The 18,543-nt window shown below is 62.4% G+C and carries 22 protein-coding genes; 6 read left to right on the forward strand and 16 right to left on the reverse strand.

Annotation, left to right across the window (positions count from 1 at the left end; all coding sequences use genetic code 11):
* Positions 1-74: 74 nt before the first annotated feature.
* The 14 genes from CEW89_RS06945 to CEW89_RS07005 form a co-directional block, all read right to left on the reverse strand.
* Complete coding sequence (locus CEW89_RS06945; RefSeq protein WP_096805404.1) at positions 75-368, reverse strand: DUF2087 domain-containing protein; 294 nt, start codon at positions 366-368, stop codon at positions 75-77.
* 15 nt (positions 369-383) lie between these two features.
* Positions 384-638: a hypothetical protein gene (locus tag CEW89_RS06950; protein ID WP_096805405.1), complete on the reverse strand. Its 255-nt coding sequence runs from the start codon at positions 636-638 to the stop codon at positions 384-386.
* Between the two features lie 234 nt (positions 639-872).
* Positions 873-1,325 carry a cytochrome c-type biogenesis protein gene (locus CEW89_RS06955; protein ID WP_066703817.1) on the reverse strand — a complete coding sequence of 151 codons (453 nt, stop codon included), beginning with the start codon at positions 1,323-1,325 and terminating at the stop codon, positions 873-875.
* On the reverse strand, positions 1,322-3,292 hold the full coding sequence (locus CEW89_RS06960) for a heme lyase CcmF/NrfE family subunit (RefSeq protein WP_096805406.1): 1,971 nt from the start codon (positions 3,290-3,292) through the stop codon (positions 1,322-1,324). Before CEW89_RS06960 ends, CEW89_RS06955 begins: the two co-directional genes overlap by 4 nt.
* 172 nt (positions 3,293-3,464) lie before the next feature.
* Positions 3,465-3,899 carry a hypothetical protein gene (locus CEW89_RS06965; protein ID WP_096805407.1) on the reverse strand — a complete coding sequence of 145 codons (435 nt, stop codon included), beginning with the start codon at positions 3,897-3,899 and terminating at the stop codon, positions 3,465-3,467.
* Positions 3,896-4,042 (reverse strand): hypothetical protein, encoded by a 147-nt coding sequence (locus CEW89_RS20725; protein ID WP_157779777.1) that lies wholly within the window; start codon positions 4,040-4,042, stop codon positions 3,896-3,898. The genes CEW89_RS06965 and CEW89_RS20725 overlap by 4 nt, the downstream gene beginning before the upstream one ends.
* A complete protein-coding gene (locus CEW89_RS06970) occupies positions 4,042-4,224 on the reverse strand; it encodes a hypothetical protein (RefSeq protein WP_238379694.1) in 183 nt (60 codons plus the stop codon). Before CEW89_RS06970 ends, CEW89_RS20725 begins: the two co-directional genes overlap by 1 nt.
* Positions 4,217-4,816: a holin family protein gene (locus CEW89_RS06975; protein ID WP_096805408.1), complete on the reverse strand. Its 600-nt coding sequence runs from the start codon at positions 4,814-4,816 to the stop codon at positions 4,217-4,219. The genes CEW89_RS06970 and CEW89_RS06975 overlap by 8 nt, the downstream gene beginning before the upstream one ends.
* Positions 4,807-5,418, reverse strand: coding sequence for a holin-associated N-acetylmuramidase (locus CEW89_RS06980; protein ID WP_096805409.1), 612 nt, complete (start codon positions 5,416-5,418; stop codon positions 4,807-4,809). The genes CEW89_RS06975 and CEW89_RS06980 overlap by 10 nt, the downstream gene beginning before the upstream one ends.
* Before the next feature lie 148 nt (positions 5,419-5,566).
* Positions 5,567-6,148 carry a thermonuclease family protein gene (locus CEW89_RS06985; RefSeq protein WP_244906171.1) on the reverse strand — a complete coding sequence of 194 codons (582 nt, stop codon included), beginning with the start codon at positions 6,146-6,148 and terminating at the stop codon, positions 5,567-5,569.
* A gap of 115 nt (positions 6,149-6,263) precedes the next feature.
* On the reverse strand, positions 6,264-6,707 hold the full coding sequence (gene ccmE, locus CEW89_RS06990; protein WP_198403539.1) for a cytochrome c maturation protein CcmE: 444 nt from the start codon (positions 6,705-6,707) through the stop codon (positions 6,264-6,266).
* A 43-nt stretch (positions 6,708-6,750) separates the two neighbouring features.
* Complete coding sequence (gene argC, locus CEW89_RS06995; protein WP_066703836.1) at positions 6,751-7,779, reverse strand: N-acetyl-gamma-glutamyl-phosphate reductase; 1,029 nt, start codon at positions 7,777-7,779, stop codon at positions 6,751-6,753.
* 128 nt (positions 7,780-7,907) lie between these two features.
* On the reverse strand, positions 7,908-8,720 hold the full coding sequence (murI, locus tag CEW89_RS07000; protein ID WP_066703838.1) for a glutamate racemase: 813 nt from the start codon (positions 8,718-8,720) through the stop codon (positions 7,908-7,910).
* Position 8,721: 1 nt separating this feature from the next.
* A complete protein-coding gene (locus CEW89_RS07005) occupies positions 8,722-9,693 on the reverse strand; it encodes a lysophospholipid acyltransferase family protein (RefSeq protein WP_081423796.1) in 972 nt (323 codons plus the stop codon).
* A gap of 224 nt (positions 9,694-9,917) precedes the next feature.
* Between CEW89_RS07005 and CEW89_RS07010 the strand changes: the two genes are divergently transcribed.
* From CEW89_RS07010 to grxD, 5 genes are all read left to right on the forward strand, one after another.
* Positions 9,918-10,823 carry a LysR family transcriptional regulator gene (locus CEW89_RS07010; protein WP_096805412.1) on the forward strand — a complete coding sequence of 302 codons (906 nt, stop codon included), beginning with the start codon at positions 9,918-9,920 and terminating at the stop codon, positions 10,821-10,823.
* Between the two features lie 444 nt (positions 10,824-11,267).
* The gene (purL, locus tag CEW89_RS07015; RefSeq protein WP_096805413.1) at positions 11,268-13,427 is read left to right on the forward strand and encodes a phosphoribosylformylglycinamidine synthase subunit PurL; all 2,160 of its coding nucleotides are present in this window, start codon (positions 11,268-11,270) and stop codon (positions 13,425-13,427) included.
* A 71-nt stretch (positions 13,428-13,498) separates the two neighbouring features.
* On the forward strand, positions 13,499-13,984 hold the full coding sequence (locus CEW89_RS07020; protein WP_096805414.1) for a hypothetical protein: 486 nt from the start codon (positions 13,499-13,501) through the stop codon (positions 13,982-13,984).
* A gap of 162 nt (positions 13,985-14,146) precedes the next feature.
* The gene (locus CEW89_RS07025; protein WP_066703849.1) at positions 14,147-14,377 is read left to right on the forward strand and encodes a BolA family protein; all 231 of its coding nucleotides are present in this window, start codon (positions 14,147-14,149) and stop codon (positions 14,375-14,377) included.
* 115 nt (positions 14,378-14,492) lie between these two features.
* A complete protein-coding gene (gene grxD, locus CEW89_RS07030; RefSeq protein WP_066703852.1) occupies positions 14,493-14,852 on the forward strand; it encodes a Grx4 family monothiol glutaredoxin in 360 nt (119 codons plus the stop codon).
* 267 nt (positions 14,853-15,119) lie between these two features.
* On the opposite strand, the gene CEW89_RS07035 is transcribed toward grxD, so the two are convergent.
* Together CEW89_RS07035 and CEW89_RS07040 are read right to left on the reverse strand one after the other, a co-directional pair.
* On the reverse strand, positions 15,120-15,536 hold the full coding sequence (locus tag CEW89_RS07035) for a cell division protein ZapA (RefSeq protein ID WP_066703855.1): 417 nt from the start codon (positions 15,534-15,536) through the stop codon (positions 15,120-15,122).
* Between the two features lie 3 nt (positions 15,537-15,539).
* Complete coding sequence (locus CEW89_RS07040) at positions 15,540-16,088, reverse strand: hypothetical protein (protein WP_096805415.1); 549 nt, start codon at positions 16,086-16,088, stop codon at positions 15,540-15,542.
* A gap of 352 nt (positions 16,089-16,440) precedes the next feature.
* Here CEW89_RS07040 and tkt point away from each other — a divergent pair, with 352 nt between their 5' ends.
* Positions 16,441-18,462, forward strand: coding sequence for a transketolase (gene tkt, locus CEW89_RS07045; RefSeq protein WP_096805416.1), 2,022 nt, complete (start codon positions 16,441-16,443; stop codon positions 18,460-18,462).
* Positions 18,463-18,543 lie beyond the last annotated feature (81 nt).

The raw sequence follows: 18,543 nt of genomic DNA on the forward strand, positions 1-18,543 counted from the left end.
TCTCTCTCCCTGTTTGCGCGCCCAAGATAAGGGCTTGGCGGACAAAAGAAAGAGAGACGCTCCGTCAAATGCGCTCAGAGACCATAGAGAGACGAGGTCCGTTCCGGCACGGTCGGATTGGCGCTGCGGCGGCGGAGCACCTCACGGATCACCGCCTGCGCCGTGGCGTCGGGCCTGGCCTCACGCCGGACATAGCGCGAGCCGTCGCGGTTGCGCTCCAGAAGCCCGTCCTCGATCAGCGAGCGCCGGATCTGCGCCGGATCACGGAAAGCGGTCATGCCGTCGAACAGTTCGGAAATCGTCTTCTCGGTGAACACGGTACGCGGCGGCACCTGCGCCCAGAGCGCCCAAAGGCAATGCTGGCGCACCTTGCGTTTGGTGGATCAGCTTTCCAGCAAGCCTGCGGGCGTAAACCGCGCCAAAGCACGAGACACGGCGCGGCCCTCGACCGGCTCGACCGGGTCGGTGCCGGTCTGCGTGGCCTTGAGGTGCTGGAAATTGCGATACCCGCCCGCGCGGGCGATGGCATTGAGCAAACTCTGATGGCCGGGGATCGCGCCGCCATCGAATTCGGATTTCAGCACCCGCGCAAAGGCGGACACATCGGGAAGGGTGAGAGAAATAGTCTCACGAGTCATCGGTTCACTCCGTGGATCGCGTCAGATGTCGTGCGGGGAGCTGCCCTTGGCCCACGCCTGAGACGCGCGGAAAGACCGGAAGGTTTTATTAAGAGCAGGTTCAGCTTACCCAAAAGGGCGGCAGCGACTCGGTGAACTGCGGACCGTGCGGACTGTATAGAAAACCCGCCGCTTTGTGTCCAGCGGCGGGGTTCCCGAGTATTTGCAGCAGCAAAGGAAACGCAAAGCGGTGCGTCACTCCTGCATCAGGCTCTCAAGCCGGGTCTTTTCCTCGTCGGTCAGTTCCGGGACGACCTCGCTCTCCTGCCCCCGGCGGCGGATGAAGCTGATGCCGATGCCAAGCGCGAGGATCAGCATCACCGGCCCCGCGATCCAGAGCACCTTGTTGGCGCCATTCATCGTCGGTTTCAGCAGCACGAATTCGCCGTAGCGGTCGACCACATAGTCCACCACCTCATCGTTCGTATCCCCCGCGACGAGACGTTCACGCACCAGAAGCCGCAGGTCTTTGGCGAGCGTGGCGTTCGATTCGTCGATATTCTCGTTGCGGCAGACGAGGCAGCGCAGACCTTGGGAAATATCGCGCGCACGGGCCTCCATCGCCGGGTCCGGCAGCACCTCGTCGGGCTGCACGGCCAAAACCGGTGTAGCGATCAGAAGTGCGAGGGCAAGAAGCAGACGTTTCATTCGGCGGGCACTCCCTTCGCTTCGCCATGGGCTTTGCGCGCGCCGACGCCGACGCGGTAGCGACGATCCGTGAGCGACAGCAGCCCACCGAAGGCCATGATGATCGTGCCGCCCCAGATCCAGTTGGCGAGCGGCTTGATATAGGTGCGCACCGCCCAGCCGCCGTTCGACTGCACATCGCCGATCACCAGATAGACGTCACGCAGAAACCCGTTGTCGATGCCCGCTTCGGTCGTGGGCATCTGCGCCACCGGGTAGTTGCGTTTCTCCGGGTGGAGCGTCGCAACCTTCTTGTCGCCCTCGAACACCGACATGGTCGCCATGGTGGTGATATAGTTCGGCCCCTGCGCCCGCTCGACCTTTTCGAGCGCGATGGTATAGCCCGCCACCTCGAAGGTCTCGCCGACCTGCACCACGCGGATGTCTTCGACCGTCCAGGCGGTCAGCCCGGCGATCCCCGCCATGGTGATGCCAAGCCCGCCATGAGCCAGAAGACGCCCCCAATCGGCCCGCGGCAGACGGGTGAGACGACCGAGATTAACGGTCTTGCCGGTGCGCAGCAAAAGATCCTGCACCGCCCCCGCCAAAAGCCATGTGCCAAGCGCGATGCCGATGGGACCCAAGAGCGTTTTCTGGGTCTGGATCGACCAGATCAGGCCCAGAACGGCGAAGGCGAGGATCATCGAGGGGATGAGTTTTTTCACGGTCGCCCCCATCCGCGCGCGTTTCCACGGCAGTATCGCCCCGATCGGCAACATAATCGCCAGAGCAACGAAAAACGGCGTGAAGGCGGCGTTGAAGAACGGCGCGCCGACGGAGAGTTTACGGCCCCAGAAGGCTTCTGCGATGAGCGGCCAGATCGTGCCGATGAAGACGACGAAAGACGACACCGCCAGGAGGATGTTGTTGATCACCAGGGCGCTTTCACGGGAGACCAGCGAGAACACGCCTTTGGCCTGCATCGCATTGGCCCGGAGGGTGAAAAGCAAAAGCGCGCCGCCCATGAAGATCGCGAGGATCAAAAGAATGAACACGCCGCGCTCCGGGTCGTTAGCGAAAGCGTGGACGGAGGTGATCACCCCGGAACGCACAAGGAACGTCCCGATGAGCGAAAATCCGAAGGCCATGATCGCCAGAAGGATGGTCCAGCTTTTCAGCGTCTCGCGTTTCTCGACGACGATGGCGGAGTGCAGCAAAGCGGCGGCAAAAAGCCATGGCATCAGCGAGGCATTTTCCACCGGGTCCCAGAACCAGAATCCACCCCAGCCAAGCTCGTAATAGGCCCACCACGAGCCGAGCCCGATGCCGATTGTGAGGAACACCCACGCCGCCAAGGTCCAGGGCCGCACCCAGCGCCCCCAAGCGGCGTCGACACGGCCTTCGAGCAGAGCGGCGACGGCGAAGGAGAAGGTCATGGAGAGGCCGACATAACCGAGATAGAGAAACGGCGGGTGAAAGGCCAAACCGGGGTCTTGCAGCAGCGGATTGAGATCGTCGCCGTTCATCGGCGGCATGGCGAGGCGCAGGAACGGGTTCGAGGTAAAGAGGATGAAGGCCAGGAACGCGACGCCGATCGAGCCCTGAACGCCGATCACCCGCGCCCGCAGTGTTGCGGGAAGATTGCCGCCAAACAGCGCCGCCGCCCCGCCGAACAGAGCAAGGATCAACACCCAGAGGAGCATCGAGCCCTCGTGGTTCCCCCAGACGCCCGAGACCTTGTAAAGCATCGGTTTGAGCGTGTGCGAGTTCTCGACCACCACCTTGAGCGAAAAGTCCGAGGTCACGAAGGCATAGGTCAGCGCGCCGAAGGAAAACGCGATCAGCACAAGCTGGATCATCGCCGCCGGTTCGCCCACGGCCATCATGGCGCGGTTGCCGCTCTGCGCGCCCCAAAGCGGCAGGACGGTCTGCGCCAGAGCCACGAAAAAGGCCATGACGAGGGCAAAATGTCCGAGTTCTACAAGCATAGGCGCCTCCCTTTTGTCCGGTTTTACCCGCTCGCGGGCCGTCCGCCAATGGGCTGCGCGCGCGTGTCGCAAGGAAATGAAGGCCGGGGCACCGGGCCGTTCCCATCGCTCTGCCATAAAGAAAGGGGCCGCCCCCGGCCCCTTTCGCGTCCCTTCCCACCAACTTTTGCCCTCAGAGGATCAAAAGCACCCCGAAAGAGACGATCACCGCCCCGAACACCGGCCAGAGGAATTTGAGGCCCGAAAGCCCGAAGGTCCCCTGTATCACCGAAAAGTGAAGCACCGCGCCGGAGATCAGGAGCGACAGGAACAGAAACAGCGCCGCCGCCTCGATCCCCGCCACAGGGCCACAGAGCGGGCTTTGCAGGACCTGCATCGCCCACCACCAACCGGTGGTCAGACCCGATCCGGCCCAGCTCAAAGACATGCCCAGCGCCAGAGGCGTTGCGCGTACCTGCCAGAGCCAGAGGAACGTGCCGGAGATGGTCAGCGCCATCAAAGCGATAGCCCCGAAGGTCAGCAAAAGCGCCTCGGCGACGCCAAGCCCGGCCACGGCCAGCGCCAGCGCGCCCAGAACGACGCCGTAGAGAGTGACAACCTGTTTCATTGCTTCAACATCTCCTTCACGACGGCATCGAGCGCATCCGCCGCTTCCCGGTTGCGTTTGAGCGCGGCGGTCAGGGCCTCGCCCAGCCATAGCGCCCGCAGCACCGCTTTCATCCTGTCGCAACGCATCCCGAACCTCCGCATCACGATCCTCCTCGGGGCAGACGCTCCCGGATCATCGTCGTCATCTCGATGAGGATTTGCGTGTTCTTATCCAGAACCCGCCGCGTCGCCTGATCCTTTTGCAGGTCGCGATAGAGCAGAAAAAACACCATGAGCACCCAGGGCCCGTGTTCGGCCAAAGCGCCAATCAAAGCCTCACTCATCACGTCCCTCCCTCCATGCCACAAGCGCGGGGTTCGGGGCCTCGGCACCCGGCACATCGACCTGAGCCTCCACGTCTGTGGCAGCCCATCCCGAGCCGGACGGAAGCCCCTGCCCCTGCGCGCCCGCATCCAACGCTCTGAGCGCTGCGATATTGGCCTGCACCACCGGGGCCTGCGCCATGGTCGAGGCGACAGAGCGTTGAAATTCCTGCGATTTCACCTGATAGCGCGCGCCGAAATAGAAGGACACAATGGTGCCCAACAGCCACCACAGAGGCTCCGGCACAAGCGCGATCCCCTGCATCCGCGAGGCAAACCAGATCGGATCGACCATGGCCGAGACGCAAAGCCCGATGGTGCCGAAGGCCATCAAAGGGCGCGGCACCCGGTTCAACGCATCCATGAACCGGTCGAAATAGCCGGTGCGCGCCGTCGCGAATTCGCCCGCGAATTGCTGCATCGCCGCCGCGCGATAACCCGCTTCCCGCGCGCCGGCGTTTTCCTTGTTCTCAAAGAACACTTCGGCCGTGTCCTTCACCACATTGCGCCCGTCGCCGAACAGCGCGTCAAAAATCCGCCCAATCAGCCCCATGCCGCCACCCGAGCGGCATGCTCGGCCTCCGTCAGGTGATAGCGCGAGGAAATGAACTCTTCGGCGCGGGTGATCCAGCCGCCTTTGCCGCCATCCCGGCGTTTGGCATATTTGCGCGATCCCGGACGGCGATCCGCCAGCGCGTAATAGTAGTTGCGCCGGGCGATGCCGTAAGCGTCCGCAAGGTAATTCGGCGCCAGAGACTGGGCGATAAACGCCGCCTCGATGGTCTGCGGCCCGACCGCCCCGTCGATGGCGATGCGCTGACCCATGTCATTAAGAAGCCTCTGCAAAATCCGCACCGCATTGGCGCCCGCGTTGACATACATGTCGAACACGCTGGCTTGCAGCACTGGCGGCAATTCGTCGATCCGCGGACCTTTGAAGTAATGTTCGACGAAAATATCCCGCGCCTTGTCGCGCGTCAGCCGTTTGACATCGGTCTCGCTCACCCGTCCGTTGCCATCGAGATCAAGCCCGATCCGCTGCATCGTGGCGAGCGTCACCCCGTATTTCGTCGCCCCGCCCGGATCGTCGGGGTCGTTGACGTAGCCACCCTCGCGGGCGACGATTTCCATCGCGATTTGCTGTACTGTTTTCATCTGCCTCAATCCCACCAAATTGATGAGTTGAGGCTCGCGCAAAAAGGTTAACGCCGCCGGAGTTGGGCGTTCGGACAGCCTTTTAAAGGCAATTAACCGCCTTTAAACGCGGGAGAAAAAGCCGCGCATCGTGAAGAGATTGCAGTTCTCACTCGCGCTCTTTGCGCGCATTCTGTTTGGCTTCGAACGTCTCCCAAACCTGCATCCGCCCCTTTTGACGTGCGTCCGCAAGCCAGAGCTTCTGACGAACATCCGGCAGCTCCATGGATCTGTATGCTCCCCCTGAGAATTTCGCCCAGTCGATTGCGAGGCCCTGCTTGACCATCTCAGCCGACAAGTCCCGCCCATCGGGCAAGTAACACCGCGCAACCGTGCGGCCATGAGTGTCCACATCCGTCACCTCGGCGCGTATGGACTGACCTTTGCAAAGCTTAACCAAGGCCCATTTCGCTTTTTTGCCATAAGGATGGTTAAGCTCCGGCGCATCGACACCAAAGAGACGGATTTGGGTCTTGGCGATGGTCAGCGTATCGCCATCGACGACATAAGCGGTGCCCCGCAAGACGGGCTTTTCCAAAGCCTCTCTGGCCGTTTTTTCATTGAAGGGTGCAGGCTTCGGTGTTGGCCGATAGAGCGGCTTAGGCTCTGCCGGTTTAAACGCGCGACGCACGGCACGCCTCGCCTCTTTCCTGGCATTGCGAATGAAAAGACCGCCAATGACGATGGCCACGGCAAAAAGAAATTCAAACATGCTTCATTCCCCCCGGAATAGCGGGAATTGAAGGGGAGATTTCTTAAGATTTCAAGAAAAACACTTGCTGCGCTTGCAGCAGCAGAACAGAGGCTCAGCTCTCCGGCTCTTTATAAACCCCGGTCTCTTTCAGCGAGTCCATCACCTCTTTCGGCATATAGGTCTCGTCGTGTTTCGCCAGAATCTCGGTCGCCACAAAGGTGCCGCCGACCATCGACCCGGTGCCGATCATGCCCTGATTTTCGCCGAAGAGATCCGGCAACACGCCCTCGAAGGTCACCGGAATGGTCTCCGCCCCGTCGGTCACGGAGAAGGTCACATGGGTGCCTTCGCCCCGCACCAGAGTGCCGTCTTCGACAAGCCCGCCCAAGCGGAAAATCTCGCCCTCGCGCGGCGGCTCGGCCTTCACCTTCGACGGGTCGCGGTAGAGGTTGATCCCGTCGCGCATCGCATAGCCGATCATGCCGGTGGACAGCGCCAGCGCCACGGCGGCGACGGCAAAGACCTGAATGCGGCGCGTCTTTTTAAGGTTTTTCAAACCGGCCATGGGATCTCCTCCTCAGCTCCCTTACGGATACAGGTTACGGATACATGGGCACATTCATGAGACCCATGGTCTCATCGAGCCCCAGCATCAGGTTGGCGTTCTGGATCGCCTGACCGGACGAGCCTTTGGTCAGGTTGTCGATGGTGCCGATGACGATGGTGCGGCCCGGAATGCGGTCCTCCACCACGCCGATATGGCAGAAATTCGAGCCGCGCACATGTTTCATCGCGGGGGCCTGGCCAAAGGGCAGCACATGGATGAAAGGCTCGTTCATATAGGCATCGGCCAGCGCGTAATGCACGGCGGAGGCCTCGCCCTGCACGTAAGCTGTAGCGAGAATGCCGCGCGTCGCGGGGATCAGGTTCGGTGTGAACTGGATGCGCACATCGCGGCCCGCGATCTTGGAAAACTCCTGATCGAACTCGCCCAGATGCCGGTGCTTGCCGCCGATGGAATAGCCGAAGGCGTTGTCTTCCAACTCGCCGTAAAGCAGGTGTTCCTTGAGCGAACGCCCGGCACCCGACACCGCCACCTTGAGATCGAGAATGATCTGGTCCAGATCAATCACCCCCGCCGCAATCAGCGGGCGCAGGATAAACTGGCCCGTCGCGGCATTACACCCGGTCCCGGCCACCAGACGCGCGGATTTGATCTCGTCGCGGTAGAATTCCGTGAGGCCATAAACGGCCTCTTTCTGGATCTCTACGGCGGAGTGCGGCTTGCCATACCATTTTTCGTATTCGCCCGGGTCGCGCAGCCGGAAATCCGCCGACAGATCGACCACTTTGGTGGTCGGCGGCAGCTCCTTGATCACCGCTTGCGAGGTCGCATGCGGCAGCGCGCAGAAGGCCAGATCGACCGTGGCGAAATCAATGTCCTCGATCTTGCACAGCGCCGGAAGATCCATGTGACGCAGGTGCGGATAGACCTCAGCCATTTCCATCCCCGCCTTGCGGTCGCCAGACAGCGCCACGATCTCCATCATCGGATGGGTCGCGATCAGGCGGACAAGTTCGGCGCCCGTATAGCCGGAAGCTCCAAGAATGGCGATTTTATAGGTCATGTCGGTCGTCTCTCACATCGGCCCTGTCATGCCCTCACCAGCCGACAGGAGCCCTCAACTTAGAAGGATTCTGAATTTATCGCAATTGCGACGGGTGGGCGCAGGGCAAAGCCCCTCTCCCAAACCCGTCACGCCTTGGTGAACTCGACTTTTCGTCGCAGGAATTGCGTCGCGCCGCGGGCGACCTTAACCGGATCGCCCGTGGTCAGGAACATCGACTCGGTGCCCGGCCCGACCATCTGCGGATGGCGCGTCAGGTAATCGGCGAGCGACGAGGCCACCAGGTTGGCCTGGCTGAACACCTTCACATCCGCGCCCAAAGCCTCCTGAAAGGCCTCCTGCATGATCGGATAATGGGTACAGCCCAGAATGGCCGCGTCCGGCGTCGGCATCTTGCGTTTGAGCGCATCGACATGCGAGCGCACCAGAGCATCCGCCAGGATCATGTCGCCCTCCTCGATGGCATCGACGACACCACCACAGGCCTGCGCCTCGACATCGACGCCAATGGCCCGGAACGCCAGCTCACGCTGAAACGCGCGGGATGCCACGGTGGCGGGCGTTGCAAACAGCGCCACGTGTTTCACCTCGACCTCGCGCGGCGGCGAGTTGTCGCCCCATTGCCGTTCGGTCAAAGCCTCGATCAGCGGCACGAAAACGCCCAACACCCGCTTGTCGCGGGGAATCCAGCTTTCCTGCATCCGCCGGAGCGCCGCCGCCGAGGCCGTGTTGCAGGCGAGGATCACGAGATCGCAGCCCGCCTCCCAGAGACGTTCCACCGCCGTCGTCGTCAGGTTGTAAATGTCATCGGCGGTGCGCACCCCGTAAGGCGCATGCGCATTGTCGCCGAAATAGACAAAGGGCACATCGGGAAGCCGCTTCGACACCGCATCGAGCACCGTCAACCCGCCCAAACCACTGTCAAAAATACCGACTGCCATCTCAATACCGATCCTTAAGGCCTCTACGGTCCTGAGTGCGGAGCCGCGCGCCATGTTTCGCTTCGAATTCAAAGCCCAGCCCGGCCTGCGCCAAAGGCTTTGACGATAGTGAATAGGTCTCGGCGCGCAGAAAATCCATAAGCTTTTTGCTGTCGCCGCGGAATTCGGCCAGCCGCTCCGGACCGATCGGATCGCCGATCGCCACCCGCACCGGCGCGCCGAGGCTGCGACGGAATTCCCGGATCAAGAGCCCCATGCGCAGCGTCGCATGGACATGGCTCGCAAGTTGAAACAGCCGCGAATTGGCCCCGTCGAAACAAATCGGCACCACGGTTGCCCCGGATTTCGCCACCATTTTCGCGGTAAACGCCCGCCAGACCGGATCCAGCGGCGGCCCCAAAGGTGTCGCGGCAGTCGACACCGTGCCGCCCGGAAACACCCCGATACAGCCGCCCTCCCCAAGATAGCGCAGCGCCTCCTTGCGGGTCTCCAGATTGAGCGCCAGCGCCTCTTTCGTCTCGTCGAAGGAAATCGGCAGGATCACCTTGTCGAGATCCTCGGCCCGGCGGAACACCCGATGCGCCAGAATGCGAAAGTCGCCCCGCGTCAGCGACAGGATATGGCCCAGCATCAGCCCGTCGAGAATGCCGTAAGGATGATTGGCCACCACGACAAGCGGCCCCTCGGTCGGGATATTGTCCAACGCGCCGCGCGCCACTTCGAGCGTCAGCCCGTAGCGGGCCGCCATCACCGCCCAGAAATCGCCCCCCGCCGCCACATCCGCGTCGTATCCACGGGCGCGTTTCATCAGGCTGAGCCGCCCCGTGGCATTCTCCATCACCCGGATCAGCACCCGCCCGGTGCGCGTGGCCGCCGCGCTGGCATATGAAATGTCACGGGCCACCTGGCGCGCATTCAAAGCCCGCGTGCTCAGCCCCTCCTGTGGCCCCGAATGTGGTTCCCCGATCTGCATGCGCCCCTCCCGAACGAATTTCATTAAGCCCGGCACTTTGCCCGCGATCAACCATCTCTGCCCGAAATCTTTGCAATTGCTTCATATCCTTGCGTCAATTTGTGTTCGCGCAAGGCATTCCCCTTGCGGTCTGTGCGAAAACAAAGAATGAAGCGGCCAAAATTCCTTTTCGGGCTAGGTTTCGTGTAAACTGTCCGAAAGAGGAGGAGGAGCAGGTGACGGGTATGGATTGGGACAAGCTGAGAATTTTTCACGCGGTGGCGGATGCCGGATCGCTCACCCATGCGGGGGATGCGCTGCATCTGAGCCAGTCCGCCGTCTCGCGACAGATCCGGGCGCTCGAGGAATCGCTCTCCACGACACTGTTCCACCGCCATGCCCGCGGGCTGATTCTCACCGAGCAGGGTGAATTGCTCTTCGAGGCGACCCGCGCCATGGCGAAACGGCTCGACGCCGCCGCCGCACGCATTCGAGACAGCGAAGAAGAGGTCTACGGCGAATTGCGCGTCACCTCCGCCACCGGCTTCGGCACGCTCTGGCTCGCGCCGCGCCTTTCCAAGCTTTATGAGAAATACCCTGAGCTCAACATCGACCTGATGCTTGAGGAGCGTGTGCTCGATCTGCCGATGCGCGAGGCCGATGTGGCGATCCGGATGAAAGAGCCATCGCAGGCCGATCTGATCCGCAAGCGTCTGATGAACATCCGCATGCGCCTGTTCGCGACGCCGGAATATCTGGCCGAGCATGGCATGCCCGAAACCATGCACGATCTGACGAAGCACCGGCTGATCTGTCAGAACCCAAACGCCCATCAGGTCGCCGCAGGCGCCCGTCTGGTCGAGGAACTGAACGATCACAACATCCGCTCGAAGCTTTTCGTGAACAACTATTTCGGCGTGTTGCAGGGGGTTCTGAACCATCTCGGCGTCGGCGTTCTGCCCGATTACCTCGTGGAGACCTCGCCGCATCTCGTCCGGGTCCTGCCCGAAGTGGAAAGCGGCGAAGTACCGGTGTTTCTCGCCTATCCCGAAGAGCTGCGCCACTCGAAACGCATCGAGGTGTTCCGCGATTTCATCATCGAGGAAATCAACGCCCACCGCCGCGTCATGCGCAAGGACGAATTGCTCTGATCGCCCCATCGCACGCGTCTCGCAAATAGTCTCGCATGCGGGAATGCAGGACGACAGGTCCGCGATGGACATAAGGATATGCAATTTCTGCATGGCGGCATTGCAATGCATGCGCAGAAAATCCCTTGAACGATTCACAAACCGCCCTTAAATGCAGCAATGAAGCCGCTGATTGAGGCAACTCTTTGCGGTTTTACCTCCCTGTTGGACTTAGGCCGAGCTTTGCTCGGCCTTTTTTTTGCTTTTATCCCGGTTTTGTGTCGCAAGACGGGTTCACCCCGGACAATCCCGGCCAAATCCGACGAAACATCGGGAATCCATGCGCTTTGGCCGTACTCCCCATTGCTTTAGCCCCTTTCCCAAAACCGCCAAACGTCCTAAGAGGGCGCGGTATGACGCTGCCGCCCACGGGGGACAAGCCCGGGGACATTCGAGGGGACACTCATGACCGAACCCGCCATCACCGAAGAGATCATCGCCGCCCACGGTCTCAAGCCGGAAGAATACGCCGAGATCCTGCGCATTCTGAACCGCGAGCCGAGCTTTACCGAGCTGGGCATTTTCTCGGCCATGTGGAACGAGCACTGTTCCTACAAATCCTCGAAACTCCACCTGCGCAAACTGCCGACCACCGGCCCGCAGGTCATTTGCGGCCCCGGCGAGAACGCGGGCGTTGTGGACATTGGCGACGGTCAGGCCGTGGTCTTCAAGATGGAAAGCCACAACCACCCCTCCTATATCGAACCCTACCAAGGTGCCGCGACCGGTGTCGGCGGCATCCTGCGTGACGTGTTCACCATGGGCGCGCGCCCGATTGCGGCGATGAACGCGCTGTCCTTCGGCGTCAAGGATCACCCGAAGACCAAACAGCTCGTCCACGGCGTGGTCGAAGGTGTCGGCGGTTACGGCAACTGTTTCGGCGTGCCCACTGTGGGCGGCGAAGTGCGCTTCCATGCCGCCTATAACGGCAACTGCCTTGTGAACGCTTTCGCAGCGGGCCTCGCAGACGCCGACAAGATCTTCTATTCGGCCGCCTCCGGCGTCGGCATGCCCGTCGTCTACCTTGGCGCGAAAACCGGTCGTGACGGCGTCGGCGGCGCGACCATGGCCTCCGCCGAATTCGATGACAGCATCGAAGAGAAACGCCCCACCGTTCAGGTCGGCGACCCGTTTACTGAGAAATGCCTGATGGAAGCCACGCTGGAGCTGATGCAGACCGGCGCCGTGATCTCCATTCAGGACATGGGGGCCGCCGGTCTCACCTGTTCCGCCGTGGAAATGGGTGACAAGGGCGGGCTTGGCGTGCGTCTCGATCTGGAAAACGTGCCGCAGCGCGAACCCAACATGACCGCCTATGAGATGATGCTCTCCGAATCTCAGGAACGCATGCTCATGGTGCTGAAGCCCGAGAAAGAGGCCGAGGCCCGCGCCGTCTTCGAGAAATGGGACCTCGATTTCGCCATCGTCGGCGAGACCATCGAAGAAGACCGCTTCCTGATCATGCACAACGGCAAATGCATGGCCGATCTGCCGCTCTCCACTCTGGCCTCCTCCGCGCCGGAATACGACCGCCCGTGGGTGCCGACGCCCGAGGCCGAACAAGTCGCTGAGGTGCCCCAGATCGACGGCATCGACGGGCTCAAGGGCCTGATCTCCTCGCCGAACTACGCCTCCAAAGCTTGGGTCTATGAGCAATACGACACCCAGGTCATGGCCGACTCGGTGCGGACTCCCGGCCTCGGTGCCGGTGTGATCCGCGTCCATGGCACGCCGAAAATGCTCGCCTTCACCTCCGACGTGACGCCGCGCTATGTCCGCGCCAACCCGGTCGAAGGCGGCAAGCAAGCCGTGGCCGAAGCCTATCGCAACCTCTCCGCCGTCGGCGCCCTGCCCTTGGCGACCACCGACAACCTGAACTTCGGCAACCCCGAAAAGCCCGAAATCATGGGCCAGTTCGTCGGCGCGCTCGACGGTATCGGTCAGGCCGTTGCCTTCCTCGACATGCCGATCGTTTCGGGCAACGTCTCGCTCTATAACGAAAGCTACGGCGAGGGCATCCTGCCGACCCCGACCATCGGCGCCGTGGGGCTTATCGCCTCCGAAGACGATCTGATCGCCGGTCTGGCGAACGAGGGCGATGTCGCCCTGCTGATCGGCGAGACCAAGGGCCTCCTCGGTCAATCCGCCCTCCTGTACGAGGTGTTCAACCGCGAAGACGGCGACGCGCCGCATGTCGATCTCGCCGCCGAGAAGCGCAACGGTGAGTTCATCCGCGCCAATGGCAAACTGATCGGCGCCGTGACCGACCTCTCCGACGGCGGGCTTGCGCTTGCGGCCTTCGAGATGGCCGAAGCCGCAGGTGTCGGCGTCACGCTCGACGCAGAGGACACCCCCACGCTGTTCGGCGAAGACCAGGCCCGCTACCTCATCGCCTGCTCCTTCGATCAGGCCGAGGCCCTGATGGCCGCCGCCGCTCAGGCCGGTGTGCCGATCGCGACCGTCGGCAAATTCACCGGCGACGCGGTCAAATTCGGCGCTTCCGAGGCCCCGCTCGCCGAGTTGTCCGCGATCTACCGCGGCACCTTCGGCGAGATTTTCGGCTGAGTTTCCTTTGTTGGACAAATCCTCAAAGAAAGGCCCGCCCCACTGCGGGCCTTTTGCTTTATGAGAGACACATGACCGACCTGCCCACCCTCACCGCCGACTGTTCCCGCTGCGCCGCGCTCTGTTGCGTGGGACTGACACTCGACAAGGGCGATCTGTTTTCCTTCGACAAACCGGCAGGCACCCCCTGCCCCAATCTCTCCAGCCATCTCTGCTCCTGTCACGACCAGCTCGAAACCATCGGCAACCGCGGCTGTGTGCTCTACGATTGCGCGGGCGCGGGCCAGCGCGTCACGCAGATGCGCTTCAACGGCGAAAGCTGGCGCGACGACCCGACGCTGCTGCCCGCCATGCTCCGGGATTTCGACCGGCTCAAACCACTGCACGAGCGGATGAAGCAACTGGTCGAGGCCGCGGCCCTCGACCTGCCCGACGATCTGGCGGCCGAACGCCTGCGGCTCCTACGCAAATGCGCCCGTCTCTGGGCCGACACCGAGACATTGGCCGCCGATTTCGACGCCTTTCTCGACGCACTTGCCCAAAGATCCGGCGCGTAAGCCTGCCCGACAAAAGTCCGACAGAAGTCCGACGCAAATCCGACAGGAAAAACCGCTCTGCAAAGCCACACAAAGCCCCTCTCCGGTTTGAGCGCTTGCAGCGCCCCGGTGCAGAGCTTACATTCCACTCCGACCCAATCACGACGCTAAGGAGCGCCCTTCATGGCCATCACCGCCTCTGACATCGAACACCTGATCCGCGCAGGTCTGCCCGACGCCCAGATCATCGTTCAGGGCGACGACGGCCAGCATTTCGCCGCCGAGGTGATCGACCCGTCTTTCAAGGGCATGAACCGCGTCCAGCAACAACGCGCGGTGAACGCGACCCTCAAAGCCCAGCTCGAAAGCGGCGAGCTGCACGCCTTGGCGCTCACCACCCGCGCGCCGGAATAAGTGGAACTTCTGGCCGGGGCACTGGAGACGCTCTATATAGTGTTCAACCGCCTGCCCCGGCTTTTCAAATACGGCCTTCGCGGACTCCGTGAAGATCACCCAAAGGACATTGATCATGACTGCGCAAGACACCATCCAGAAAACCGTCGATGAGAACGATGTCGTTCTCTACATGAAGGGCACGAAACTCATGCCGCGCTGCGGTTTTTCGTCGAAAGTGGCGGGCATCCTGAACTTCATGGGCGTCGATTATCTCGACGTCGACGTGCTCTCCGACGAGGAAGTGCGTCAGGGAATCAAGGAGTTCTCCGACTGGCCGACGATCCCGCAGCTTTACGTCAAAGGCGAATTCGTCGGCGGCTGCGACATCGTGATCGAGATGACGCTCTCGGGCGAGCTTGACCAGATGCTCGCGGACAAGGGCGTCGCGTTCGACACCGAGAAAGCCGACCAGATCCGCGCCGCGAACGCCTGATCTCCGGTCTTTGAAAATGACGAAAGGCGCGGGCTGACCGCGCCTTTTTTGCTGTCTACTCCGAGTTTTATTAGACCGAAAACCAACAATCCCCGGCAATCAAACGAGCCTCATCTCCGTTCTGGAAGATCAGCCGTGTCTGCCCGTCCGGACCTTCGAAAGAGCGTCATTCCTGCGCGTCGCCGACATCAGGTGTGAAAAGCGAACTCCCGTCCGGCGCCAAGTCTGCCATGACGACAGACAGCCCAAGCGCGACGGGCCGAAGCATCACGCCTCATCCAGCGTATCGGTGACGCCCAGACGTTCCTCGAAGGCCGCCGCCATCGCCTCCGCCCGCGCCGCCATCTCTGCCAGCGTGTCGGTGACATCGGCGGGCACCACCGGCACCTCGATCTTCTGCGGTTCCGGGGCAGGGCGCGCCCGCATCTCCTCGATCAGCGCCTCCTGTGCGCCAAGCTTGCTCTCCAGCGCGCGCATCTGCTCTTCCATCCCGGCCGTCTTGTCCGCAAGCATAAGCCCCGCCATCAACAGCATGCGTTCGGAGGGCAAACGCCCGATCTGGCTCGACAAGACCGAGGCCTCGTTGTCCAGAAGCTCGGCGGCGGATTTCAGGAAATGTTCCTCACCCACCTGACAGGCCACATCGAATTCGCGTCCACCGATGGAGATTTTCACTTCGGGCATCGTTTACACCTCCTCGCTCGGCTGCGCACCGGTCGCTCGCGCCATCACCGCGCGCAGCTCCGTCAGGATCGCATCGAGCTCTGTCACATCCACCTCACGCGCCACCTTGAGCGCCTCGAGTTCCGCGCGCATGCCTTCGTCGATCAGACCCGCGTCGCCCAGCCCTTCGGCATTGGCGGCCCGCAGCGCCGCGTTGTTCTCACGCAGTTGCGCATTCACATGGCGCAACTTCTGCATTTCCCGGTCGTGATCCATCAACTGACGCCGCAGCGTCTCGACCTCGTCTTCGAGCGCCGCAACATGGCTCTCCTGACGGTCGTGAATGGCCTTCACCCGCTCCTCGAGCTGGGCATTCGCGCTCTGTTCTTCGGCCAGCGCATCGTTCAGACGGGCGACCTCGGCCTCAAGCACCTCGCTCGCGACTCCTCCGCCGACCAGGGCGTCGGCCTGGGACTGTGCCGCCTCGGCGCGCTCTTCGGCCACCGCCACCGCACGCCCGATCCGCTCAAGCGCCGCTGTGATCCGGGCCTCGAAATCGGAAATCTCGCTCATTGCCACCTACTCACATTCTGCTTTGTCATCACGAGCCTGCTCTGCCCCCCCCCTGCCCTAACCTCCATGAAAGCCGAAACTCCCTTTGTCCTCAAGGGCGAAGCGCGCGGGCCTCATGTTCTGTCCTTTGATTCGCGAGACTATCCCATAGGGCCGGATTTACCAACATGCCTCCTGATCCGGGGCCGGAAAGCGCCCACCATCCCCCGAATGCGCGCGCACAATAGCGTCGCAGGCGTGCCTCGCCGCTTGCACTTTGCCGTCACATCGTTATCAGGAGGCCCGAAAGGCCGGAATTTCCGTGGATTCCACGGGGTCCGGCCCAGTTTGGGAGCCTAAAGGAGATCCGCCCGTGGATATCGCAACCCTGCGCGAGGCGCACCCCGATCACTGGATGCGTGCCGCCGCCATCCGCACCCTGACGCTCGATGCCGTCGCCGGTGCCAACTCCGGTCACTCCGGCATGCCGATGGGCATGGCCGATGTGGCCACCGTGCTGTTCGGCAAGCATCTGAAATTCGATGCCTCCGCACCGCTCTGGCCGGATCGCGACCGCTTCATCCTGTCGGCGGGCCACGGCTCCATGCTGATCTACTCCCTGCTCTACCTCACCGGCTACAAGGAAATGCCGCTGGAAGAGATCAAGAACTTCCGCCAGATGGGCGCGAAGACCGCCGGTCACCCGGAGAACTTCCTGCTGGACGGTGTCGAGACCACCACCGGCCCGCTCGGTCAGGGCATTTCCAACGCCGTCGGTTTCGCCATGGCCGAAGAAAGCCTGCGGGCGCGCTTCGGCTCCAGGCTGCAAAACCACTTCACCTATGTGATGGCCGGTGACGGCTGTCTCATGGAAGGGGTCAGCCAGGAAGCCATCGCGCTGGCCGGACGTCAGAAGCTCTCGAAGCTCATCGTCTTCTGGGATAACAACAACATCACCATCGACGGCACCGTGGACATCGCCGACCGCACCGATCAGGTGGCGCGCTTCAAGGCCGCGGGCTGGCATGTGCAGGCGATCGACGGTCATGATCCGGACCAGATCGACGCCGCCATCGAGGCCGCGAAGAAATCCAAGAAACCGTCGATGATCGCCTGCAAGACTCATATCGCTCTGGGTCACGCCGCGCAGGACACGTCCAAAGGCCACGGCGCACTCACCAACGCCGACCAGCTCGCCGCCGCGAAAGCTGCCTATGGCGTCAACTGGGGCGCTTACGAGGTTGCCCCCGAAGTGAAAGCCCAGTGGGAAGAAATCGGTTCCAAAGGCCGCCACGAGCGCGTCGCATGGGAAGCCCGTTTCGAGGAGCAGTCCGAGCGCCGTCAGGCCGAGTTCAACCGCGTCTTCGCGGGGGATGCGCCGAAGAAGCTCTCCGCCACGATCAAGGCGTTCAAGAAGCAGGTCTCCGAAACCGCGCCGAGCCTCGCCACCCGCGCCTCCTCGCAGAAGGTGCTCGAAGTGATCAACCCGATCATGCCCGAGACCATCGGCGGCTCCGCCGACCTCACCGGCTCGAACAACACGCTCACCGCCGACATGGGCGTGTTTGACGAGACCAACCGCAAGGGGCGTTACGTCTATTACGGCATCCGCGAACACGGCATGGCCGCCGCGATGAACGGCATGGCGCTGCACGGTGGCATTCGCCCCTATGGCGGCACCTTCTTCTGCTTCACCGATTACGCGCGCCCGGCGATGCGTCTGTCGGCTCTGATGCGCATTCCGGTGACCTATGTCATGACCCATGACTCCATCGGTCTGGGCGAAGACGGGCCGACGCACCAGCCGGTCGAACATCTCGCGATCTGCCGCGCGACGCCGAACACGCTGACGATCCGTCCCTGTGACACGGTCGAAACCGCCGAAGCCTGGGAAATCGCACTCACCGCGCAGAAGACCCCCTCCGTCCTCGTCCTGACCCGGCAGAACGTCCCGACGCTGCGGACCGAACACAAAACCGCCAACCTCGTCTCGAAAGGCGCCTATGTGCTGGCCGAGGCCGAAGGCAAGCGCGACGCGATCCTGATCGCCACCGGCTCCGAAGTGGCCATCGCCATGGAAGCCCGCAAGATCCTGCAGGAGAACGGCATCGGCACCCGTGTCGTGTCCATGCCCTGCATGGAGCTCTTCGCCGAGCAGGACGAAGCCTATCGCCGCAAGGTGCTTCCGGCCGGTCCGGTGCGCGTCGGCGTCGAAGCCGCGATGCGCGCGGGCGGCTGGGACCGCTGGCTCCTGGGCGAGCGTGGCCGCGAAGCGAAACAGGCTTTCGTCGGCATGGACCGCTTCGGCGCTTCTGCCCCGGCCGAAGAACTCTACGAGAAATTCGGCATCACCGCCGAGAACATAGTGGCTCAGGTCAAGGCTCTGCTGGGCTGAGTGCCACGCCCCTGATGCGATACAAACGCCCGCGCCCCTTGCGCGGGCGTTTGTTTTATGTCCTGCCCCCACGTTACTCTT

Source organism: Celeribacter ethanolicus, assembly GCF_002407265.1.
Classification (GTDB): Bacteria; Pseudomonadota; Alphaproteobacteria; order Rhodobacterales; family Rhodobacteraceae; genus Celeribacter; species Celeribacter ethanolicus.